The 23,484-nt window shown below is 35.3% G+C and carries 24 protein-coding genes; 9 read left to right on the forward strand and 15 right to left on the reverse strand.

Annotated features, from left to right (window positions below; all coding sequences use genetic code 11):
- Nucleotides 1–77 precede the first annotated feature (77 nt).
- On the reverse strand, nucleotides 78–2,201 hold the full coding sequence (locus I7X29_RS01870; protein WP_198472599.1) for a Tex family protein: 2,124 nt from the start codon (nucleotides 2,199–2,201) through the stop codon (nucleotides 78–80).
- Nucleotides 2,198–2,896 carry a dipeptidase PepE gene (gene pepE, locus I7X29_RS01875; RefSeq protein WP_009751117.1) on the reverse strand — a complete coding sequence of 233 codons (699 nt, stop codon included), beginning with the start codon at nucleotides 2,894–2,896 and terminating at the stop codon, nucleotides 2,198–2,200. Before pepE ends, I7X29_RS01870 begins: the two co-directional genes overlap by 4 nt.
- 125 nt (nucleotides 2,897–3,021) lie before the next feature.
- Here pepE and I7X29_RS01880 point away from each other — a divergent pair, with 125 nt between their 5' ends.
- Nucleotides 3,022–5,373 (forward strand): ATP-dependent helicase, encoded by a 2,352-nt coding sequence (locus I7X29_RS01880; RefSeq protein WP_009751118.1) that lies wholly within the window; start codon nucleotides 3,022–3,024, stop codon nucleotides 5,371–5,373.
- A gap of 16 nt (nucleotides 5,374–5,389) precedes the next feature.
- On the opposite strand, the gene speB is transcribed toward I7X29_RS01880, so the two are convergent.
- The 9 genes from speB to pncA all read right to left on the reverse strand — a co-directional run bounded on the left by speB (nucleotide 5,390) and on the right by pncA (nucleotide 12,911).
- Entirely contained in the window at nucleotides 5,390–6,259 is an 870-nt protein-coding gene (gene speB, locus I7X29_RS01885; protein ID WP_198472600.1) for an agmatinase, read from the reverse strand.
- A gap of 100 nt (nucleotides 6,260–6,359) precedes the next feature.
- Nucleotides 6,360–6,728, reverse strand: coding sequence for a DUF4293 domain-containing protein (locus tag I7X29_RS01890; protein ID WP_040361118.1), 369 nt, complete (start codon nucleotides 6,726–6,728; stop codon nucleotides 6,360–6,362).
- A 56-nt stretch (nucleotides 6,729–6,784) separates the two neighbouring features.
- Nucleotides 6,785–7,690: a YitT family protein gene (locus I7X29_RS01895; protein WP_009751121.1), complete on the reverse strand. Its 906-nt coding sequence runs from the start codon at nucleotides 7,688–7,690 to the stop codon at nucleotides 6,785–6,787.
- Nucleotides 7,691–7,775: 85 nt separating this feature from the next.
- Nucleotides 7,776–8,966, reverse strand: coding sequence for a pyridoxal phosphate-dependent aminotransferase (locus I7X29_RS01900; RefSeq protein ID WP_198465935.1), 1,191 nt, complete (start codon nucleotides 8,964–8,966; stop codon nucleotides 7,776–7,778).
- Between the two features lie 14 nt (nucleotides 8,967–8,980).
- Nucleotides 8,981–9,805 (reverse strand): endonuclease/exonuclease/phosphatase family protein, encoded by an 825-nt coding sequence (locus I7X29_RS01905; protein ID WP_198465936.1) that lies wholly within the window; start codon nucleotides 9,803–9,805, stop codon nucleotides 8,981–8,983.
- A gap of 31 nt (nucleotides 9,806–9,836) precedes the next feature.
- Nucleotides 9,837–10,619: a hypothetical protein gene (locus I7X29_RS01910; RefSeq protein ID WP_225883641.1), complete on the reverse strand. Its 783-nt coding sequence runs from the start codon at nucleotides 10,617–10,619 to the stop codon at nucleotides 9,837–9,839.
- 7 nt (nucleotides 10,620–10,626) lie between these two features.
- A complete protein-coding gene (locus I7X29_RS01915; protein ID WP_198472601.1) occupies nucleotides 10,627–11,979 on the reverse strand; it encodes a M14 family metallopeptidase in 1,353 nt (450 codons plus the stop codon).
- A 17-nt stretch (nucleotides 11,980–11,996) separates the two neighbouring features.
- The gene (locus tag I7X29_RS01920) at nucleotides 11,997–12,371 is read right to left on the reverse strand and encodes a hypothetical protein (RefSeq protein WP_009751126.1); all 375 of its coding nucleotides are present in this window, start codon (nucleotides 12,369–12,371) and stop codon (nucleotides 11,997–11,999) included.
- A gap of 3 nt (nucleotides 12,372–12,374) precedes the next feature.
- Nucleotides 12,375–12,911: a bifunctional nicotinamidase/pyrazinamidase gene (gene pncA, locus I7X29_RS01925; RefSeq protein ID WP_009751127.1), complete on the reverse strand. Its 537-nt coding sequence runs from the start codon at nucleotides 12,909–12,911 to the stop codon at nucleotides 12,375–12,377.
- A gap of 77 nt (nucleotides 12,912–12,988) precedes the next feature.
- Between pncA and I7X29_RS01930 the strand changes: the two genes are divergently transcribed.
- The 6 genes from I7X29_RS01930 to recN all read left to right on the forward strand — a co-directional run bounded on the left by I7X29_RS01930 (nucleotide 12,989) and on the right by recN (nucleotide 19,501).
- Nucleotides 12,989–13,630, forward strand: a complete 642-nt coding sequence (locus I7X29_RS01930) for an O-methyltransferase (RefSeq protein WP_198472602.1) — start codon at nucleotides 12,989–12,991, stop codon at nucleotides 13,628–13,630.
- A 69-nt stretch (nucleotides 13,631–13,699) separates the two neighbouring features.
- The gene (locus I7X29_RS01935) at nucleotides 13,700–15,250 is read left to right on the forward strand and encodes a helicase HerA-like domain-containing protein (protein WP_198472603.1); all 1,551 of its coding nucleotides are present in this window, start codon (nucleotides 13,700–13,702) and stop codon (nucleotides 15,248–15,250) included.
- The gene (locus tag I7X29_RS01940) at nucleotides 15,250–15,795 is read left to right on the forward strand and encodes a hypothetical protein (RefSeq protein WP_088594286.1); all 546 of its coding nucleotides are present in this window, start codon (nucleotides 15,250–15,252) and stop codon (nucleotides 15,793–15,795) included. The genes I7X29_RS01935 and I7X29_RS01940 overlap by 1 nt, the downstream gene beginning before the upstream one ends.
- Nucleotides 15,796–15,820: 25 nt before the next feature.
- A complete protein-coding gene (ribB, locus tag I7X29_RS01945) occupies nucleotides 15,821–16,945 on the forward strand; it encodes a 3,4-dihydroxy-2-butanone-4-phosphate synthase (protein WP_009751131.1) in 1,125 nt (374 codons plus the stop codon).
- 10 nt (nucleotides 16,946–16,955) lie between these two features.
- Entirely contained in the window at nucleotides 16,956–17,837 is an 882-nt protein-coding gene (gene porD / locus I7X29_RS01950; protein ID WP_198472604.1) for a type IX secretion system protein PorD, read from the forward strand.
- A gap of 5 nt (nucleotides 17,838–17,842) precedes the next feature.
- A complete protein-coding gene (gene recN, locus I7X29_RS01955) occupies nucleotides 17,843–19,501 on the forward strand; it encodes a DNA repair protein RecN (protein WP_198472605.1) in 1,659 nt (552 codons plus the stop codon).
- Between the two features lie 16 nt (nucleotides 19,502–19,517).
- Here the strand turns inward: recN and idi are convergent, their stop codons facing one another.
- The 3 genes from idi to lgt are packed head-to-tail and all read right to left on the reverse strand — an operon-like array spanning nucleotide 19,518 to nucleotide 21,524.
- The gene (gene idi, locus I7X29_RS01960) at nucleotides 19,518–20,033 is read right to left on the reverse strand and encodes an isopentenyl-diphosphate Delta-isomerase (protein ID WP_009751134.1); all 516 of its coding nucleotides are present in this window, start codon (nucleotides 20,031–20,033) and stop codon (nucleotides 19,518–19,520) included.
- A gap of 9 nt (nucleotides 20,034–20,042) precedes the next feature.
- Nucleotides 20,043–20,555 carry a DUF192 domain-containing protein gene (locus tag I7X29_RS01965; protein WP_088594283.1) on the reverse strand — a complete coding sequence of 171 codons (513 nt, stop codon included), beginning with the start codon at nucleotides 20,553–20,555 and terminating at the stop codon, nucleotides 20,043–20,045.
- 18 nt (nucleotides 20,556–20,573) lie between these two features.
- Nucleotides 20,574–21,524, reverse strand: a complete 951-nt coding sequence (gene lgt / locus I7X29_RS01970; protein ID WP_088594282.1) for a prolipoprotein diacylglyceryl transferase — start codon at nucleotides 21,522–21,524, stop codon at nucleotides 20,574–20,576.
- Between the two features lie 110 nt (nucleotides 21,525–21,634).
- Between lgt and I7X29_RS01975 the strand changes: the two genes are divergently transcribed.
- Nucleotides 21,635–22,168 (forward strand): RsmD family RNA methyltransferase, encoded by a 534-nt coding sequence (locus I7X29_RS01975; RefSeq protein ID WP_088594281.1) that lies wholly within the window; start codon nucleotides 21,635–21,637, stop codon nucleotides 22,166–22,168.
- Nucleotides 22,169–22,171: 3 nt separating this feature from the next.
- On the opposite strand, the gene I7X29_RS01980 is transcribed toward I7X29_RS01975, so the two are convergent.
- Nucleotides 22,172–22,858, reverse strand: coding sequence for a DNA alkylation repair protein (locus I7X29_RS01980; protein WP_088594280.1), 687 nt, complete (start codon nucleotides 22,856–22,858; stop codon nucleotides 22,172–22,174).
- Nucleotides 22,859–22,982: 124 nt separating this feature from the next.
- Here I7X29_RS01980 and I7X29_RS01985 point away from each other — a divergent pair, with 124 nt between their 5' ends.
- Nucleotides 22,983–23,477 (forward strand): phosphoribosyltransferase family protein, encoded by a 495-nt coding sequence (locus tag I7X29_RS01985; protein WP_034555991.1) that lies wholly within the window; start codon nucleotides 22,983–22,985, stop codon nucleotides 23,475–23,477.
- Nucleotides 23,478–23,484: the final 7 nt, after the last annotated feature.

Consider the following 23,484-nt stretch of genomic DNA (forward strand, 5'->3'; position numbering starts at 1 on the left):
AATAAAGATTTTTATTTTTCTAACTAAATACTAGAAATCTATATTTTTCTCTTATAGAAGAATTGAAATAATTTTCATTACCACACCATACTTAGTGAAATACGTTTGCGCACTTCGTCTTTCTCTATAACTTTTACTTGCACTTGTTGGTGGAGTTTAACTACTTCATTTACATCAGAGACATAACCTTCTTTCAGTTGAGAGATGTGTACCAATCCACTTTCTTTAACACCTACGTCCACAAAGCAACCAAAGGCAGTAATGTTATTTACTATACCAGGTAATATCATTCCTACACGCACATCATCAAAGGTTTTTACATTAGGGTCGAAGGCAAAGGCTTTAGCAGTAGTACGAGGGTCCAGCCCTGGTTTTTCTAATTCCTTTAATACGTCCTTCAAATAAAGTTCACCCACCTTATCTGTTTTGTACTTTTGAATATTAATAGAAGCAATAGTTTGCTTGTTACCTATAAGTTGTGCAACTGAGATACCTGTATCTTTCGCCATTTGTTTGATGATAGGATAGGCTTCGGGGTGTACTGCTGAATTGTCGAGCGGGTTCTCACTATTATGTACACGTAAGAAAGCTACTGCCTGCTGGTATACTTTATCACCCAAACGAGGTACCTTTTTTAAGTCTTCTCGCTTACTAAAAGCACCATTAGCCGAGCGGTAAGCTACTATGTTTTCAGCCATCTTCTCTCCTATTCCTGATACATAACTGAGTAGTGATTTGCTTGCTGTGTTGAGGTTTACCCCTACTTTATTGACGCAACGCACTACGGTTGCATCAAGCTCCTCTTTCAATAACGACTGGTTTACATCGTGTTGGTATTGACCTACTCCTATGCTCTTAGGGTCTATCTTCACTAATTCAGCTAATGGGTCGGCAAGACGCCTGCCTATGGATACTGCCCCACGTACAGTTACATCGTAATCGGGGAACTCATCGCGAGCTATTTTAGAAGCTGAATAGACCGATGCTCCTGCTTCACTCACCACAAATACTTCTACCTTTTTAGGAAAAGCAATACTTCTTACAAACGACTCTGTTTCACGAGAAGCAGTACCATTGCCTATACTAATGGCTTCAATGTTGTATTGAGAAACCATTGTGCTGAGCTTTTTGGTAGCCATAGTCATATCATTCTGGGGAGCGTGAGGGTAGATAACATCGTGATGCAAAAGGTCGCCTTTTTCATCTAAACACACTACCTTACAACCTGTACGATATCCTGGATCAATAGCCAAAATGCGCTTTTCACCCAAAGGAGACGCTAATAACAACTGTGAGAGGTTCTCGGCAAACACACTGATAGCTTTCGCATCGGCTTTATCTTTTGCCTCTTGTAGTGTTTCGTTGGAAATAGAAGGCTCTAATAAGCGTTTGTAGCTGTCTTTTACCGTTTTCTTCAAGAAATCGGCTACTTCTCCCCTACTCTTTATGATGTTTTCTTCCATAAAAGGTAAGGTTTCTTCACTATCTACTTGTACTTTTAGTTTTACAAATCCTTCTTTTTCGGCACGCAACATTGCTAATACACGGTGAGAGGGCGCTTTGTTAAGGGCTTCTTCCCAATCGAAATACTGAGCGTATTTCTGAGCTTCTTCCTCTTCGTTTTTACCTTTGGCTACTTCGCTACTGATGATTGCTTTGCGCTGGAATATTCGGCGAAGAGTGCGACGTATAAACGTATTCTCGTTAATCCATTCAGCTATAATATCCGAAGCCCCTTGTAAAGCATCTTCTTCAGTAGGTACTTTATCGGAAAGATAACGCCCTGCTAATAGTTCCAAGTCGGTTACACGCTGACTCATTATCTGTTTTGCAAGAGGTTCTAAGCCGTTTTCTTTGGCTACATCGGCTTTTGTTTTACGCCGTTTTTTGTAAGGTAAGTATAGGTCTTCTAATTCATTGAGCTCAAAAGAGTTCTCAATACGTTTACGCAAATCGTCTGTAAGCTTTCCTTGTTCTTCAATAGAAGAGAGAATTGTTTCTTTGCGCTTACAGATATTGTCGTAATCAGCTTGGGATTTGGCAATATGCTCAATGGCTACTTCATCTAAATTCTGAGTGCTATCTTTTCGATAGCGTGCAATGAAGGGGATAGTGCAGCCTTCGGTTAATAGTGAAAGTGTGTTTTCAATAGCTTTTTCAGGTAGTTGTGTTTGGACTTTTATATATTGAATGTTTGTCATAGTGATTTATCAAAATTGCTAATTTCTATTGGTTCTTTATCTTTTTCAAACCAACGGGCAGTGAATTCTCCTTTTAAATTTATTTCATCTCCCATTACACGCAGCCAAGAGCCTTCACGCAACCCTATTACTGGTATATTGTTGAACACGTGAAATTCTTTAATACGTGTTTCGCGAGTTTCGCCTTTGTGTTTGCTATGAGGGTCGGGATCAAGATAATGAGGGTTGATATTGAAAGAAATAAGCTCTAAAGTACGGAAAGAAGGAGGATAGACAATAGGCATATCATTAGTAGTTTGCATTGTTTGTCCTGCTATATTACTTCCTGCACTCGTGCCCATATAGGGTGTACCTCCTAATACTACTTTGCGTAAAGAGTTTATAATATCTAATTGATATAGAGCATTTACTAATACAAAGGTATTACCACCTCCTGTAAAAATAGCTTCTGCCTGTTCTATAGCTTGTTTAGGATTGACAAAAGTGTGTAAACCTACTACCTTTTTGTCTAATTGTTGAAAAAAATTAGCGGCTATTTGAGTATACTCATCGTGAGAAATTCCACTAGGGCGCGCATAAGGTACAAAAAGAATTTCGTTAGTTTCTTGGAAAAAATTGGTGAGTTCATCACGCAAATAAGAGAGATAAGTACCACCATATACAGTTGAGGTACTAGCTAATAAAAGTTTTTTCATCGATTGTTGAATGTTAGGCTGCAAAAGTACTAAATAATTATGAGAGAAGCAAAATTACTATCAGTTCCTAAATTGCCTAATTGCTAAATTATCGCTACCTTTGCGCCCTTAAAAACACACTATTTATGGATACATTTGAAAAGGAACTCAATAGACTTAATGCACCACAACGTGCGGCAGTACTTCAGAAAGAAGGTCCTATTATTGTAATTGCTGGAGCAGGTTCGGGCAAGACTCGTGTGCTTACTTATCGTATTGCTAACCTAATGCGACAAGGAGTAGATGCTTTTCATATACTTGCACTTACCTTTACTAATAAGGCAGCTAATGAAATGAAAAAACGTATTGCGGATATTGTAGGCAATAGCGAGGCTAAAAATCTATGGATGGGTACTTTTCACTCTGTATTTGCTAAAATATTGCGTTTTGAAGCTGATAAATTAGGTTATCCTCAGAACTTTACTATCTATGATACTCAAGACTCTCAACGACTTATTAATGGAATTATTAAAGAAAAGGAGTTGGATAAAGATGTATACAAATACAAACAGATACAACAACGCATTTCTTCTTTAAAAAATAATCTTATTACAGTACGAGCTTATTTCAATAATCCTGAACTTGTAGAAAACGATGCTATTAGGAAGCAACCGCGTTTTGGAGAAATCTATCAGGAGTATGTAGAAAGATGTTTTAAAGCAGGAGCTATGGACTTTGATGATTTACTGCTGAAGACAAATGAATTGCTGAATGTATACCCTGAAGTATTAGCTAAATACCAAAATCGCTTTCAGTACATACTTGTAGATGAGTATCAAGATACAAACCACTCTCAGTATCTTATTGTAAAAGCTCTCGCTGACCGTTTTCATAATATTTGTGTGGTAGGTGATGATGCTCAAAGTATTTATGCTTTCCGTGGGGCAAATATCAATAATATATTGAATTTTAAAAGTGATTATCCTGAAGCTAAAGAATATAAATTGGAACAGAACTACCGCTCTACTAAAAATATAGTGGAAGCAGCTAACAGTGTAATTGAACACAACAAAGTACGGTTAGATAAGGTAGTATTCACTGAAAATGAGATGGGAGAGCTTATCAAAGTACATCGTAGTCCTACTGATGCCGATGAAGGACGTTTTGTAGCGAGTTCTATCTTTGAAAATAAGATGCAGCACCAGTTAGCTAATGGGAAATTTGCTGTACTTTATCGAACTAATTCACAATCGCGTGCTATAGAAGATGCTCTTAGAAAACGTGACATACCTTATCGCATTTATGGAGGACTTTCATTCTACCAACGCAAAGAAATTAAAGATATGCTTGCTTATTTGCGTTTGATTATCAATCCTAATGATGAAGAAGCGTTGGTACGCATTATTAATTTTCCAGCTCGTGGTATTGGAGAAACTACAATGGAAAAACTTACATTGGCAGCCAATCACTATAAGAAGTCTATCTTTGAGATAATGTACAATGTAAATAAGTTACCTGAATTACATATTAATAGTACAACCAAGCAAAAACTCACAGATTTTGTGGTAATGATACTCAACTTGCAAGCACTCAATCAGCGAGCGAATGTATTTGAAGTAGCAGAACAAGTAGCTAAAAAAACAGGATTATTACAAGAGTTTAAAAAAGATGGTACTCCTGAGGGGATCGCTAAAATGGAAAATATAGAGGAGATGCTTAATGGTATGAAGGACTTTGTGATTGGGCAAGAAGATGTAGCGGATAGTACAGGTAGTTTAGCTGAATATTTAGAAGATGTATCTTTAGCTACCGATAGCGATAAAGAGATAGGAGATGACGATCGGGTAGCCTTAATGACGATTCACTTAGCTAAAGGCTTGGAGTTTCCGTATGTATATATAGTGGGGATGGAAGAAGATCTTTTTCCTTTGGCAAAAAGTATACAATCACGTGATGAATTAGAAGAAGAACGTCGCTTGTTTTATGTGGCGCTAACACGTGCTGAAAAGCAGGCTTATCTCACCTATGCTGAAAGACGCTATCGTTTTGGAAATCTATCAGATACCGAACCAAGTAGGTTTATAGAGGAAATAGATGAACGTTATTTACATTATCTTACCCCCACTTTGTCTAATCCTAACTATCGTTATAAACCTTTGATAGATAGAGATATTTTTGGTGAAGTAGATAAGAGTAAATTGCGTTTACAAAAGCCTATCAGTGGTACCCCCCCCTCTAAAAATGCCCCTACGGGTGATGAACAACAGCGATTACGCAAGCTTAAACCCGTGAATAGTATACAAAATGCTTCACCTAACAGAATTATCTACAACGAATTAGAAGTAGGAACAACTGTTTATCACGAACGTTTCGGTAAAGGAATCATCAAAGCTCTTGAAGGTGTAGGCAATGATAGAAAAGCACAAGTTAATTTTGAGTCAGGAGGACTGAAGAATATACTATTGCGTTTTGCAAAACTCACTATAATAAATGAATAGAAAAAAGGTGTCGTTATTAGACACCTTTTTTCTTGTTATATTTAAAATAATAAGCTAACATTTTGTAGTAGAGTTTTGCAGCTAAGAAAGCAGTTGGTTTTGCTTGCAGACTATCCATTAGTTCTACAATATCAAATGCCACTACATTACATTTTTTAAACACTTTACGCAAGAGTTTGAGCGTAGGATACCATTGTAAACCACCTGGCTCAGGAGTTCCTGTTGAAGGTGCTATTGCTGGATCAAAAGCATCTAAGTCAATAGTGATATATATATTACCAGATACTTTGTCTAATACATCCTCTATCCAATTGTTATTTTTAGCAATTTCGTGAGCAAAGAACACACGACCTTTAGGCAAATATTGTTTTTCTTCTGCATCCATTGAGCGGATACCTACTTGTACCAATTTGTGCTTTTGGTTCGCTTCAAACACAGCACAAGCGTGATTAGAGGTAGAACCATGATACTCAGGACGTAAATCAGTATGAGCATCAAGTTGTAATACAGTGAGTTTTTCATATTTCTCACCTACAGCACGTATTGAACCAATAGACACTGAGTGTTCCCCACCAAAAAGAGTAAAGAGCTTATCTTCGTGCTTCAATAGTTCTTGGGTCTTTTCATAAACAGCTTGTGTCATTGTTTCAGGTGAACTACTTTCAGTTACTTCACCTGCTAAATACACTCCATTGAGGTAAGGTTCAGTATCAGTTTCAATATCGTATAACTCCATATTTTCTGAGGCATCTAAAAATAATTCAGGACCTTTGTCAGCTCCTTTGCCCCATGTAGATGTACCATCATAAGGTACTGTTACTAACATTACTTTGGCATTTTCCAGTGTTGCATTTTCCTCTGGAATTCCAGCATACGTTCTTTTCATTGTTTATATATTTAGCGAATAAAGTGCAAAGGTAATAAAAAAATCCTAAGTATATATACTTAGGATTTTTTTAACGCACAACACTACTAAGATTATAGGTCTATCGCAATCGGTCTGCAGATTTTACGAGCTTCTCGTCCCGTCTGATAGCCTTGTTGGCCATAAACAAAAAAACGATAGAAAGCACGGGTGCGAAAACCCCAACACCTTTCTCAGAAATAAAGCTTTCTCCAGGTGAGTTTAGCATTCGATATACAAATATTCCTAGTAAAGTAAAATTTATAAGTATATTCAGCCAGTTGAGCCACTGCTGAACACTTCTTTTCTTATATTTAAATATGCTGTAGATAGCCAATACAGCCGAAAGGGCAAAGACTATTGTTCTGATCCAATCCAACCCAAAAAGAACAGGAAGACCTGCTACTATTGCAACTATCAGCATATAAACTGTTTGTATTCTCTGAATCATCTGTTATTGTTTTTTTCAGTGGGCAAATATACTACTTTTCTTGAAAATAGGAAAAATTATTTCAATTTATCAAAGCCATTACCATAAACTCCCATAACATTTGTTTTGGTTACAAACGCTGAAGGGTCTATAGTACGTACTAAGCGGAAAATAGAAGTAGCTTCTGTTCTACGAGCAATTACAATCACTATTTTCTGTGAAGATTTAGAGTACCAACCAATACCATCAATAATAGTACAACCACGTTTTAGTTCACTATTGATATGGTTTGCAATTTCATCGTAGTGTTTTGAAAATATAAATAACTGCACTGATTGTCTTGCCCCATTGATAACAATTTCAACCATTTGCCACATCAATGGAAGAAGGATGAGCCCATAAACAGTTTTTTCAATTGAATTGTCTTGATGTTCTAAAATGAAGAAAGAGGATAATACAATACACACATCCACTACCAAGAGAATACGTGCAATACTCATATTCCAATATTTAGTGAGTATAAATCCTATAATATCGGTACCACCAGTACTTCCATTAGCCGAATATACTAAACCTAAACCTGTACCACAGAGTAAACCACCCATAATTACAGAAAGAAAATCACCACTCAAAGGAGGGTGTTCCAAAAAGTAAGGCATCAAATACTCTTTCCCTGCCCAAATCAATCCTGATAAAATAGATATGGAGATAAAAGTTCGGTAAGTGAACTGTTTGCTCACTGCCTTAAAACCTATTAATAAAAGGGTGATATTAATTGTCCAATAGGTAATAGCAAAATCTAACCCCAATTTGTAATTTAGGATAAGGCAAATACCTGCTAATCCTCCTGTTACTATCCCATTAGGCATTATAAAGCCTGTAATACCCACAGCGTAAGATACTAACCCTACAAATATAGTAAGGTAATCTCTTAGATAAAAAGATTTTAAGTATTTAATAGTTCTACTCTCTGATATAGCCATTGATGTAAGAATTTAAAAGAATAAATGTTCTTATTTTTAAGAAACGGCGCAAAAGTAATACTTTTCATTGAATTGCCAAACAAAATTATTGCAAACTTTCTTTGATACGACGGATAGCTTTTCGCAAATCTTTCTCAGAAGCTGCATACGAGAAACGAATGCAATTAGCATCTCCAAAAGCTTCTCCTGTAACAGTAGCTACCATTGCCTCTTCTAATAGATATAAAGAAAAATCAGTAGCATTGTTTATAACGCGACCTCTTAAGGTTTTACCAAAGAAAGACGATATATCTGGGAACACATAAAAAGCTCCTTCAGGAATGTTGAGTTTAAAGCCTTCAATCTCATTTAAAAGTTGTAATACTAAGTCTCTTCGACATTTGAACTCATCTACCATATATTGTATTTTGCTCTTAGGAGCTTTTAAAGCTACAATAGAAGCTCGTTGTGCTATGGCGTTAGCACCACTCGTTACTTGTCCTTGTACTTTAGCACAAGCTTTAGCAATCCATTCGGGGGCTCCCATATAACCTATACGCCAACCTGTCATTGCAAATGCTTTAGACATTCCATTTACAGTAATAGTACGTTCATAAAGGCCATCGATTTCAGCAACACTAGTTACTCTCTCATTGGTGAAGTTGATGTATTCATAAATTTCGTCAGAAAGAATGAAAATATGAGGATGTTTCCTAAGTACTACAGCAAGGGCTTCTAATTCGGATTTGCTGTAGATAGAACCACTAGGGTTACAAGGGGTATTGAACCATACCATTTTTGTTTTAGAAGTAATAGCAGCTTCTAACTGAGCAGGAGTTATTTTGAAGTTATTCTCAATGGTTGTGTGAACCTCTATTGGAATGCCTCCTGCCATTTTAGCTATTTCCTTATAACTCACCCAATAAGGTGCAGGAAATATCACCTCGTCACCAGTATTGAGCATCGCCAAAGCTACATTTGCCAAGCATTGTTTAGCTCCCGTAGAAACTACAATTTGTGAAGGTTTGTAATTGAGATTGTTGTCTCTTTTGAACTTTTCACAAATTGCCTCTCTCAGCTCCAAATACCCGTCAATAGGTGTGTATTTGCTGTAATTTTGCTGTATAGCCTCAATAGCGGCATCTTTTATAAAATCAGGAATATCAAAATCGGGTTCACCTAAGCTAAGACCGATGATATCCTTGCCTTCAGCTTTGAGTTCTCGTGTTTTAGCTGCCATTCCTAAGGTAGCCGAAACTTCCATAGCGTTGATACGGTCGGATAAATACTGTTTCATATCGTTTTGTTATTTTATTTTAGTTGTAATTGTACCCATACAGGTAAGTGGTCAGAGGGATAGAGACTATCGATGCGGGTTTCTATAATTTTGTATTGTTTGATTTTAATAGATTTTTCTGTAAAAATGAAATCTATATGTCCTTTCAGTGGCTCATCGGTTTTAAAGGCATTAAAAGTACCCATATTAGGTGTTTTGTTAGTGGGAGATAACTGAGTATCATACAGCTGTGTTGCTATCTTTTGTACAGCAGGATGTTCAGTAGGGAGATTGAAGTCACCCATTAAAATAACTTTCCCATTTTTGGCAATTTCTTTGATTTTTCGTAAAACTAAGTCAGCACTTTGTATTTGAGCTACTTTACCTTCGTGGTCAAAATGAAGATTGAATACCCAAAAGGTCGTTTTTTTGTCTTTGAGTTTCACCCAAGAACAGATGCGATTACAGCAAGTAGCATCCCAACCTAAGGAGGGAACATCAGGTGTTTGAGAGAGCCAAAAGTTACCTTTATCAAGTAAGACAAAACGATTTTTTTTGAAGAAGATAGCTGAGTGTTCACCAGCTTCTTTACCATCATCACGTCCCACACCTTCACGTTGATAGGTAGGAAAACGCTCTTCCAAGAATTTAAGCTGATGAGCTAAGGCTTCTTGTACCCCAAAGATATCAGGATTTGCATCGTTGATAATGGTAAATACCTTTTCTTTTCTATTGCCTTCTGTCCAAGAGTTTATACCATCGTAGTTGTTGTCATAGCGAATATTGTAAGTCATTACGCTTAAATTTTGTGCTACAGTAAAAGCTGGTAAAATACATAAAATAAATAATAATTGTTTCATATAAGTCAGATATTTTAAAGGTCGTATTTTATTAATCTGGAGCATTAATTGTTAGAGTAACTCCTTTATTTCCTTCTTTATAAATCTTGTAATCAATACTTCCTGCTGATTCAATCCAGAGCATATTCACTGTTATACTATCTTTATACAATCGATATTTAATTTCTATAGATTTATTTTTAGTGAATAATGTATCTTTTTTTGGTAATTTCTTTAATAAATTCTGATCTTTTTCAACTGCTCTAAGAGAATCATATAAGGCAGTAAAGTTTATAACCTTAGGGTATTCACATATAGTAGTAAAAGTGAAATTATGATGGTTAGCTATATCTTTACAATTTTTGCGTTTTTCATTAACTTTCTCTTCTATTTGAGATGATACTCCACAAAATGTTTCAAAATCGTATTGGTCTAACAAAGAAGTGTTAAACTTTAGCTCTTTAGGGTTATCGGGATCTGAAAAAATATCATAAAGTTTCTTCTCAGTAACATTCAATTGCAACCAACCTATAGGCATTGTCTTGCTATCTCCATCAGTAGGAAGGTATACGCACATAGTAATGTTATCTAACTCTGCTTCATCTATATAGAGATAACAATCGGCAATAGATACTTCAGCTAAAGGAATAAAATTTGAAGAGCGCATCACTTTTGTAAGCCATTCTTCACAAGAAAGTTGTTCTTTTTGAGAAATGGTATCAGAAATAGAGGTAGACAGTTCCTTTTCTGAGGTTTCTTCTTTAGATTTTTGTTTGCAAGAAGAAATCAGTAAGATACAACATAAGAAGATAAAATAATTAGTTATGTTCTTCATAATACTATTACTCTTTTCGGTAAATTGGATAAATAATTTTATTTTCTTCTTGTACTCCTTCTCCAAAAATACTATCAAAAAAGTTCCAGTTGAAGAAAGAATCAACAGCAGTAGGTTCCAAGGTTTCTAACAAATATCGTTTGGCAAACTGTGAAGTAGGTACCACATAATCACCTTTGTAAAGTTGCATTTTTTCTTTATGATTACTTACTTGGGTGTCATAATGTAAATAATGCCCTTCAAATGGATGTGTTATAGTCTTAAAGTCTTCTATTTGATAATAATTTACATTCATCAAAGTATCTTTTGTGAGCTCTTTCATTTCTATATTGTGAGCATTGAGTCGTGCAATTACTTGTTGCCACGCTTTAGGAATTATGTAGTATTCAGATGATACTTCTTTAGCATATGTCTGAGCTTGTTTTATTTTTAGTTGTTTAATATACTGATTATCAGCATCGGCAACTTCTATAATAGTTTTCATAGTTTCATAGTTAGCTTCTACCCGTTGTTTATACGATTGAAATATATGAGTATTTAAGCGAATACCTATACAATTCCAAAGTGAAGCATAGCCAATAGCATTGTTTGCTCTGCCGATAGTATCATCAACAATTAAACGTCGAAAAGGTTTGTGAAGTGTATCTTTTTTGAAAATATCACTTCTATTCAGGAGGGTATCAGCAAGGCGTGGTGTCAATACATTTTCAATATACCCTCCTAAGAAAGCTCCTAACTTTTGTTTGTTAGAAAATGAGTAGCTAAGAGTGTATTGATACTCTTCTTTTCGGCTTACTTGGTTGTCTATAAAAATATCGGGTTGTATTTCTTGAAAGATTTTAGCGAAAGATAAAGTATTTTCTACATCAGCTTTTACAAAATCGTTGTCTAAATTATAGTGAGCAGCACTCTCTTTCCTGTTTTCTTGCATTCCTCCTATATTATAGACAGGAATGGTTACTACCATCACATTCCCAGAAAGTTTGATTTCATTTTGGGCTAAATTACGGAAAAGCAACATCGTAGCGTCCACTCCGTCAGGTTCATCGCCGTGAATTGCATTGTTGATGAAGATAATAGTTCGTTCTTTGCGGTATTTATTGAAGTTAAATTCAGCATCAGGGCTGTATATCACCAAATGCAAGGGTACACCATTATCAGTTTGTCCCATTGTTTTGAAAGATATAGAAGCAAAGTCTTGCGAAAGTTGTTTGTAATAATCAATCACTTCCTCATACGAAGAGCTTTTTAAACCATCTTTATTTTCAAAGGGAGTTTCATATTTCTCAGGAGACGAAAAAAAATGAGTTTCGCAACTTGCAAGGAGTAAGGCTGATAGTATGTAGGTGATATATTTCATTTTATACAATTCATTTTTTACTTTTTAGTATCTGATACCCAATAGTATTTCCCATATTTTTCATTAGGAAGTACTTTTATAAGCCATTTCGTATTGGTATATGTTCCTGTTTCATTCAAAACTACAATACCATCAGCTAATAGATTATCTGGATTATTATTTTCATCAGAGTCAAAATCAAAAACAGAAACTTGCATTCCTTCTTTCAAGCTTATTTCATTGCCATTAGAATCTGTTTTTATATCAGCTTGTGATAGGAAATATAAATCCTCCCAAGGGGTATTAAAGTCTATCCATATTCTTGGTTTATCCAGTAAAGAAGGATCACATTCAGCACCTTTTTGTACATATACAGTTGCACCTTCTCTCTGATATGAAATTATTTGAGCCACTTCTTAATTAATAGATCTTATTCCTTTGTCAAACAAATTTACTTTGTAGCCCAAGGCTTTGGCATCATTGGCACTATAAGCTACACAAAAATCACCTGCTAAACCACAAAATACGAGTTCTGTAATACTTTTGTCCTGCAAAAAGCCGTGCAAGCCGGTATTATTAAGTTTGTTATTATCAAAAAAAGCACTGTAACTATCTATTTCGGGGTTCATTCCTTTTCTAAAAATGGCTGATATAGGTCTTATGTCGAGGTCTTTATGTAGTTGAGCACCAAAAGTCCCTTGCACACAGTGGTCTGGCCACAGTATTTGCTCTATACCATTTAACTGAACTACATCAAAAGGCTTTTTACCCTTATGCTGACTTGCAAAACTTTTATGGGTAGCAGGGTGCCAATCCTGAGTAGCAACTACAAGGTCATAACCTTTCTGCATTTCTGCATTGATAAAAGGTATAATTTGATCTCCTTCTTTCACAGGTAAAGATCCTGTAGGCATAAAGTCATTTTGTACATCAATGATAACGAGTGCTTTCATATAGTCGTGAATTTGCGCCCAAAATTACAATATTTTCTAATATTATTACTATCTTTGCCCTAAAAAATATTTTGCTAATGCACTTTTTATCAGAAGATTTAGAAAATTATGCCAACGAACATACTGATAATGAGCCTCTTTTGTTGCAAGAGCTCAGTAAACGTACACACCTTAGTGTACTCCAACCACGAATGATTAGTGGGCATTTACAAGGGCGTTTTCTCAGTTTATTATCTAAGTTAGTACAGCCTAAAGTTATTTTGGAAATAGGTACTTATACGGGCTATGCTACCCTTTGCTTGGCAGAAGGATTATCAACGAATGGAGTACTACATACTATTGATATCAAAGAAGAACTCATCGACTTGCAACGTGATTTTTTTGACCGTAGTGGCTATGGAAGTCAAATAGTACAACATCTCGGTAAAGCTGCCGATATTATTCCTACTCTCAACACTACTTTTGATCTTGTTTTTATTGATGCTGATAAGCAAAACTACAGTCTTTATTTTGATTTGATTATCGAAAAAATGAACCGAGGAGGCATCATTCTTTCAGACAATGTGTTATGGAGTGGTAAGGTAGTAGAAGAAGTAAAACAGAACGATAAGCATACTCAAGCACTAATGATATATAATCAGAAGTTAAAAGATGATTCACGGGTGGAGACAGTGTTATTGCCTATTCGTGACGGCATTACGGTATCAAGAGTAAAATAAGGAAAATTTGTATATTTCGATAAAAGTATGTATCTTTGTCGCTTGAAACACTTTAGATAATTAAATGAAATGACTAATATAGAATCTTTCAGAGAAACTATTACCAACGGCTATACCTTTAAAGGTGATGCCATCATCTTAGGTGGTGCAGTATACGAAGGGCAACCTATTGAAAATGCTTTAGTAAAACTACCTTTAAAAACTTTAAACCGCCACGGGCTTATTGCAGGAGCTACAGGTACAGGGAAAACTAAAACACTACAAGTAATTGCTGAAAACCTTTCTAAAAAAGGTGTTCCAGTACTTTTAATGGACTTGAAAGGTGACCTCAGTGGGATTGCAGTATCGGGTGAAGTAAAACCTTTTATTTTAGAACGATTGGGCAAAATAGGATTAGATTTTCAACCACAAGCTTTTCCTACCGAATTACTCACCATTTCAGCCCAGAAAGGAGTGCGTATGCGCGCTACTATTTCAGAATTTGGTGCTGTATTGCTCTCACGTATCTTAGACCTAAGCGATATACAAGAGGGCGTTCTCGCAGTTGTATTCAAATACTGTGATGACCATGCATTACCTCTTTTAGACCTCAAAGATCTCAAAAAAATTCTTCAATATGCTACTGAAGAGGGCAAAACAAGTTTTGAAAAAGAATATGGTTCTATCTCTAAAACCTCTACCAGTGCAATCTTGCGTAAATTAGTAGAGTTAGAACATCAAGGTGCTGATCTTTTCTTTGGAGAGCGCAGTTTTGACCCTCAAGACTTATTGCGTACAAACAACCAAGGTGAAGGCTATGTGAATATCATTAGACTTACTGATATACAAGATCGTCCTAAGATGTTTTCTACCTTTATGTTGAGTCTGTTAGCCGAGATATACACTACTTTCCCAGAAGTAGGTGATATGGAGAAACCAAAATTGGTTATCTTTATAGATGAGGCACATCTTATTTTCAATGAAGCATCAAAAACCCTTCTCAACCAATTAGAAAATATTGTAAAACTCATACGTTCTAAGGGTGTAGGATTGATATTTTGTACTCAAAATCCAACAGATATACCTGATGCAGTGCTCTCACAGTTAGGTATGAAAGTACAACACTCACTTCGTGCATTCACAGCTAAAGATCGTAAAGCTATTAAGCTAATCGCTGAAAATTATCCTTCATCAGAATTTTACGATACTACAGAAACTCTTACAACACTTGGTACGGGAGAGGCTTTAGTGACTGCATTAAACGAAAAAGGAATCCCTACACCTTTGGTAGCCACAATGATGCGTGCTCCTATGAGTAGAATGGATATACTTACCGATACCGAAATAGAAAACCTTGTAAATAACTCTGAATTGGTACGCAAATACAACGAAGTTATCGATCGTGAAAGTGCTTATGAGTTACTCAATAAAAAAATTGAAGAAGTTCACGAGGAAGAACAAAAGCAAAAAGCAGCAAAAGAAGAAGCTGATAGAGCAGAGAAAGTAGAAAAAACATCATCAAACAACAATTCTAAAGCTCCAGCAAAACGCTCAGGACAAAACCCATTAGTAAAAATGGTAACCAGTGCTACCTTTATACGAGGTGTATTAGGAATATTGAACAAAATTATCAAAAAATAATGAAAAAGCTTATCATCACCGCTATAGCCTTGATCGGGCTTACTGCTTGTAACAACAGCAAAAATAATTTTCTCATTACTAATAACAGTATAGGGGTACTTCAAAAAAATACACCTATACAAAAATTAGATTCTATTTTTGCTAAGGATTCAATTGTAAATTCTAATGTGGAAGGAGAGTTGCGTTATGCAAGTTCTGAGCGCATTACAATCCTTAGCAAGGATGGTAAAGAACTTCTTGAAATCACACCTACTACCAATGAAAAAGGCGTAGAAGTGATAGAGAGCGTACTAGTACTCTCTCCTTTGTACACTACTGAAAAAGGTATATCATTAGAGAGTACTTTCAAAGATGTGAAAGATAAATACCCTGATTTAGAAATACAACCCTCTATTAGTAGTGTGCTCGTTACTCCTAAAGGTCAAAATTTCTATTTTACATTCGATAAAACTGCAATCAAAACTGCTTTCGGTCTTGCTGATAATATCTCTAAGGGCGATATAGAAGAGAGCGCAAAAATCAAACATATCACTATCAACTTTTAAAGTTAAGTTATATATTATATAAAAAATGAATAATTTTAAACTAAACAGCATAGAAGAAGCTGTAGAGGATATAAAAAAAGGAAAAGTAATCATTGTAGTAGATGATGAAAACCGTGAAAATGAAGGAGACTTCATAGCAGCAGCTGAGAAAGTAACTCCAGAAATGATTAACTTTATGATTACTCACGGTCGCGGATTAGTATGTGCGCCACTTACTGAAAAACGATGTGCAGAGTTAGACCTACCAATGATGGTGCAGAACAATACCGTACTACACGAAACTCAATTCACTGTATCAGTGGATTTGAAAGGAAATGGTTGTACTACAGGTATTTCAGCTTTCGATAGGGCTAAAACTATCCAAGCATTGGTAAATCCTGAAACTAAACCATTTGATTTAGGACGCCCAGGACATATATTTCCACTCCGTGCTAAACAAGGAGGTGTGTTACGCCGTTCAGGACATACTGAAGCTGCTATAGACCTCACACGTATAGCAGGACTTTATCCTGCAGGTATCTTAGTAGAAATACTCAATGAAGATGGTACGATGGCTCGCTTACCTCAATTGGTGGAAGTAGCTAAAAAGTTTGATCTTAAAATCATATCTATAGAAGACCTCATTGCCTATCGTATGCGCAAAGATACTTTAGTGGTAAAAAAAGAAGACTTTTTGTTGCAAACTCCTTATGGAGAATTTCGCTTGCGTGCTTATGAGCAAACTACTAACAAACAAATCCATTTGGCTTTTACAAAAGGCACTTGGAAAAATGATGAAGCTGTTCTCACTCGTGTACATGCTTCGTTTATTAGTAATGACATTTTAGAAGTCTTAGCAGGTGATAAAGATAATCCATTAGAACGCATCTTTAAGAAAATAAACGAGGAAGGCAAAGGTGCTGTAATTGTAATCAATAAAGAAAGGTATTCTCAGAACCTATTACAACATATTACTCAAATGAAGGAAAACCAAAAAGGAAATCCTCTACCTCAAATAGATAAAGACACTAAAGATATAGGTATGGGAGCTCAAATACTCAATGATTTAGGTATTCGTAAATTGCGATTGCTTAGCAATTCTAAAAATGCGTCAAATTATGTGGGTATGTCAGGCTACGGACTTGAAATCACAGAAGAAATTCCTTATTAAAAACAATTTGATGAAAAAAATACTATTCTTTTTTGTATTATTCAGTTGTGTTTTTACTCATTCACAAGAGCTCAATGCTATAGTAACAGTAAATACACAGCAAGTGAATTTGAGCAATCGTTCAGTATTCAAAACTTTAGAAAAGTCATTGCAAGAGTTTATCAATCAAACGCGATGGACAGATATAAAGGTGCGTGAAAACGAGCGATTGCGTTGTAGTTTTACATTGGTGATTACTAAGTTTGAAAATACACGTTATGAGGCTACTCTTTTGGTACAATCGTCGCGACCTGTGTATAATAGTGCTTATCAATCACCTATTTTTAACTTGCAAGATAAAGAAGTATCTTTTGAATATCAAGAATTTGCACCACTTTCATTTAATGAAAGTACTTTTGAGTCTAATCTTACTTCAGTAGTTGCTTACTATGCTTATTTGTTATTAGGCTTTGATGCTGATACTTTTTCAGAAAAAGGAGGGTATCCTTATTTTATCAAAGCCAAACAGATTGCTAATTTAGGACAAAATAGTGGCTATGAAGGATGGACAGATAATGGCAGAAATAATCGGTTTTCACTTATAAATGAACTTATTTCTGAGAATTATGACGATTACCACAAAACTCTATACCAATACCACCGTTTAGGCTTAGACCAAATGAATTCTAATGAAAAACAAGCTAAAGAAACAATTCAAACTGCTATTTTATTATTAGATAAAATACCAAGTCTTCGCCTTAATTCCTATGCAATGACACTCTTTTTTAATGCAAAAACTGACGAAATTGCAGCTATTTTTGCGGGTGGAGTAATGGTAGATACTAAAATACTAAAAGAAACCTTACAAAAATTAGCCCCTACCCAAGGTGCCAAATGGGGAGAAATTAAATAACGACTATGCTCACATCTCTTTCTATAAAAAACTATGCTCTTATAGATGACTTGAAAGTAGATTTTCCTGAAGGTTTTATTATTATCACAGGTGAAACAGGTTCAGGTAAATCAATTATGCTTGATGCTCTCTCTCTTATTTTAGGGAAACGTGCCGATATGGCTTCCCTTCGTAATAAAGATGAAAAATGTGTAATAGAAGCAGAATTTTCACTACAAAAATACAGCTTCCAATCGTTGTTTAACGAATTAGATCTTGACTATGATTCACAAACAATTATTCGTCGAGAGATACTCCCTTCAGGTAAATCAAGGGCTTTTGTAAACGATGTTCCTGCTACTTTAGAAGTACTTTCTCGTTTAGGAGAACTTTTGGTAGATATTCACTCTCAGCATCAAACTTTGGCCTTGAGCGATATTTCTTTTCAGTTTGAAATTATTGATACTATGGCTGATGATCAAGCACTTCTTACAGCATATTCACAGCTTCATCAATTATTAAAAAAGGAACAGAAAAAATTACAAGAACTTATCGAATTTCAAAAAAATGCGACTAAGGAATATGATTATAATCTACACCAATTAAAAGAATTTAAATCAGTTACATTAGAAGAAGGCATTTTGGAGGAATTAGAAGAGAGTTATCAAGAAGCTTCAAATATAGAAGATATAAAAGAAAGTGTAGCAGAAAGTATACAGTTGCTTAATGATGAAGAGGTAGGGATACTCAATAAATTACGTGAACTCAAGCGCGCATTTTCTAATCTTGCAGAATACAAACAGCAATACAGAGAACTCTATGAACGTATAGAATCAGCATTTTTAGAACTCGAAGATTTGAACAGTGAAATAGCCTATATAGACGAAAATATAGAAACTGATCCTGAGAGTTTGGAGGAAATATCGGCTCAACTCAACAAAATATATGCACTTCAAAAGAAACACAAAGTAACTACAGTTGCTGAACTTATTAAAATTCAGAAGGAATTAGAACAAGCTGTGTCTAAAACTGAAAGTGTGGATATAGATCTCAATCAACAGCAAAAAGTAGTAGAAGCTCAAAAGCTTGCTACCCTTGAGAAAGCCACCGAGATTCACAATGCACGTGAAAAGGTAATTCCTGCTTTAGATGAGAAACTCACGTACTTTATGCACGAACTCGGTATGCCAAATGGTAAATTTGCCATAGAACTCAAAGCTACTGATAGTTTCTTTACTAATGGTAATGATGAGTTATCATTTCTATTTTCAGCTAATAAAGGTGGAGACTTTGGTACTTTGAAAAAAGTAGCTTCAGGAGGGGAACTTTCACGTATAATGTTAGCAGTAAAAGCTATTATGGCAGAGCATACTGCATTGCCTACTATAATGTTTGACGAAATAGATACAGGAGTGTCTGGAGAAATTTCTCAGAAAATGGGTGATATAATGAAAGCGATGAGTAAAAACCGACAAGTATTTGCAATTACTCACTTACCGCAAATAGCTGCTAAAGGGAATTATCACTTTAAGGTATTTAAAGAAGATGAGAATGGCAAGACTACAACACATTTGAAATTGCTCACTGAAGAAGAACGTATTACTGAACTATCAGAAATGTTAGAAGGTAAAAATAGTGGAGTTTCAGCACGAAACCACGCAATAGAGTTATTAAAAAAGGGATGATTAATTCATCCCTTTTTTATTGACTAATCTGATCGTAGAATTTATCAAAAATAATTTTAAACCATTCAGTATATTGATGAGGAAATTTTGTAATATCAGCTTTGATGTTTTTAGGAGATGTCCAACGCCAATTGGATACTTCATCAGGGTTAATAATAGGTGAATCGTTGTAATAACCTATAAGAATATGGTCGAGTTCGTGTTCAGTAAGCCCATTGTCAAAAGGAGCTTTGTAAATAAAACTTAACACTTCACTAAGCTCTGTAACAAATCCCATTTCCTCTTGTAATCGGCGTTTACCAGCTTCAATAGTAGTCTCTCCTTCACGTGGATGACTGCAACAAGTGTTTGTCCACAAATTAGGAGAATGGTACTTATTAGCAGCTCTTTGTTGCAGCATAATCTCCCCTTTATCGTTAAGTATAAATACAGAGAAAGCCCTATGCAATAGTGCTTTTTGATGTGCTTCAAGCTTCTCCATCAAGCCTATAGGGTTGTCTTGTTCGTCTACTAATATTACTTTTTCTTCCATCGTAAAGGTTTATTTTACTTCTACCCTATCACCTTTATCAATTCCCCATTTATCGGCTAAACCTCCATTAATTTCGAGTACATACATCGCAGGTTTTTCTGAAGGTAAAGAAGTTTCATCGTATGGCCGGGCGTTTTTAGCAATACTTACTACCTTCTTATCTTTGTCTAAATAGATAATATCCAAAGAAATTTCAGTGTTTCTCATATAAAAAGAGCGTGGTGCTTCTTCAGAGAATATAAACCACATTCCTTGATGTTCATCCATTGAAGAACGATACATCAATCCTAAGGAACGTTCCATTTCATTTTTTGCAAACTCTACATCAATGGTTTGGATAAGAGAATCGTTTTTGAAAATAGAAAGCTCTCCATCTTTAGTAAACTGAATGTCATCAGGAGTAATCTCTACGATTTGTTCAGTTTTATTACTGCCAAAAAAACGAGGCAAAATGAGAGCGATTGCAGCTAAGGCAACTAATGCTAAAGCTACTGTTACAAAGTGTTTTCTAAAAAATTGCATTTTTGTTTTTGAATATAATTATACTTTTTGTGTTTTTCTAAATAGTAAATAAAAGCCTGCTATGATAAATGGAATGCTCAGCCATTGACCTGTAGAAAGTAAACCTAAAGAACTTTCAAATCCTCCTTGACTTTCTTTTACAAATTCTACCGCAAAACGGATGCTCCACAAAGCTATTAAGAAAAGACCGAAAATAAAGTAGGGTTTATTTTTTTTGTTAGTTTTCCAATACACGTACCACAATACCCAAAACAGACAGAAATAACCAAAGGCTTCATATAGTTGTGCAGGGTGTTGATAAGGAATGGAAGCTAATATTTCGGAGAAACGTGGGTCGTGAGCAATGAGTTGGTAAGCCGATTGTGGGTCAGATTGTTGAGTGATTTCCATTGCTTGGCGTGGAGAGATAGCTCCTCCTTGTACAAATTTGACCCCTAAAGGAAAAGTGTCACTTACTTCTTTACCATTGATTTCAGAATTGAAAAAATTCCCAAAGCGTACAAACATTCCTCCAATAGTAATAGGAATTACTACACGGTCTAATATCCATGATAGACTGATATCTTTATATTTACGTACATATAGTATCATAGCGATAATAATCCCTATGGCAGCTCCGTGACTTGCTAAACCTGAAAAGCCTGTAGGTTCCCAACCGCCACCGGGTTTCTCTTTAATAGGTAAAAAGATTTCGAGCAAGTGGTCTTTGAAATAATCCCAATTGTAAAATAAGCAATCACCTAAGCGTGCACCTACTAAGGTAGCAACTGCTGTATAGACAAATAAAGTATCAAGCTGTTGTATAGTTTTACCTTCGTTGAGGTATATTTTTTTAGTCAGATACCACCCCAAGCTAAAAGCGACGATAAACATTAAGCTGTAATAACGAAGAGAAAATGAGCCTACAATAGGTAAGTTTATAGTAGCGAGAATCTCATTAGAATTCCATATAAAATTTAAAGCAATCATATAGTGATAGTTTTGAGGGCGTAAAAGTACAACTTTTTATTGAATGCACAAGCAATTTGTATGTATTCGTATTTTTTAGTACTTTTGTCGCCTGATATAATTAATAAAAAATGCGCATCATTTCAGGAAAAAATAAAGGTAAACAACTGATAGCTCCAGCCAAACTCCCTGTTCGACCTACGACCGATTTTGCCAAGGAGGCTTTGTTCAATATTCTTAACAACTATTACTATTTTGATGAACTTTCAGTACTTGATCTTTTTGCGGGTACAGGAAATATCAGTTATGAATTTGCTAGCAGGGGGTGTCCTTCACTTATTGCAGTGGATAGTCATAGTGGTTGCGTGCAGTTTATTAACAAAACAGCACGTGAGCTTGACTATCCTATCACAGTGCTCAAAGCTGATGTGTATGAATACCTCAAACGCACTGTACAGCGTTTTGATGTAATTTTTGCTGACCCTCCTTATGAACTTCCTATAGAAAAATTTACTGAGATTGCCGAACTTATTTTTGAAAGAGATTTTCTCAATGAAAATGGTACTCTCATTATAGAACATTCTTCTCGTACTGACCTTTCAAATTTACCTCACTTTGTAACCTCTAAAAAATATGGAGGTTGTGTGTTTAGTATGTTTGAATAATTTTCAATTTGGCAATTTAAATTGAAGTAAATATTCTTTTGTTTCAGCTGAAATACGCAAACTCTCTCTCGCCTTTTGTATGGTTTTGTTTTGTACAAAAGGCGTAAGTGTTTTAGCTTCTATATAAGGGATAGTAGTCTTGTATTGTTTAGCTAAAGCTGTAGCGAAATACCACGCTATCATCATATTGATGTAATATTCTTCTGAACGTATGGCAGCTACCCAATCTAAATGAGTTGTTTTAAAATGCTCATCTAAGTAATTAGAGAGTAATACTCCAATAGCATAACGCACCGTATAAGTTTCGTTACTTTTGAGCCATTGTTGAACATAACTCAACACCTCTTCAGGGTATTTCAAGAAAATTTTAGGGGCAAAAATATCACAAGTAGCCCAATTGTCAATATATGGTAAAAATTGTGTAGTGTACTGCATAGTCTTTTCGAAATCCTTTATTTGTGCTATGATAAAGGCATGCAGATTGTTCTCTTCGTAGTAATAATGAGGCAGTTTTTCTAAGAAAACCATAGCCTCCTTAGGTTGTTGTTTTAGTAATTCTTTAGCTAAAGAGCGTATTGCTGGGGTTCGTACTCCAATGATACATTCTTTATCAATGGTAGGAATAAGTTTAGCTGTAAAATCGCGGTAAGGAATATCAGCTAAAGTTAGAAGACGTTCTGTTATAAACATAATAATAAATAATTGGTGAGGCAAATGTACAAAATAAATGATAAATGATAGAAGTTCAGATAAAAAATCTTGCTTTTTATGGAAATAGTTTGTAACTTTGTCGCCTTTAATAAATTATATGTATATGACACAAATATTAAATCACGCCGATATTGAACACAAGATAAGGCGCATTGCTTATCAAATTTATGAAACACATCTTAATGAAGAGGAAATCGTGTTAGCAGGTATCAATGGCAATGGATATGTATTTGCAGAGAAACTTGCAGTAGCATTGGCAGGTATTTCACCTTTAAAAGTGGTTTTATGCCAAATTATAATGGATAAAAAAAATCCATTGATAGGTACTACGATTTCTATTCCTGCTGAACAATATACTGATAAAGCAGTGATAGTGGTAGATGATGTGCTCAATTCAGGACGTACACTTATCTATGGAGTGAAACACTTCTTAGAAGTACCTCTAAAACGACTCACAACAGCAGTGTTAGTGAATCGCAATCATAAAGATTATCCTATAAAAGCTGATTTTAAAGGTATTTCATTATCTACTTCCTTACAAGAACACGTTTCAGTAACTTTTGAGCCAAGTAATTATAGTGTAGATTTGTCGAATTAATCATTTA

Source organism: Capnocytophaga periodontitidis (genome assembly GCF_016126015.1).
GTDB classification, from domain to species: Bacteria; Bacteroidota; Bacteroidia; order Flavobacteriales; family Flavobacteriaceae; genus Capnocytophaga; species Capnocytophaga periodontitidis.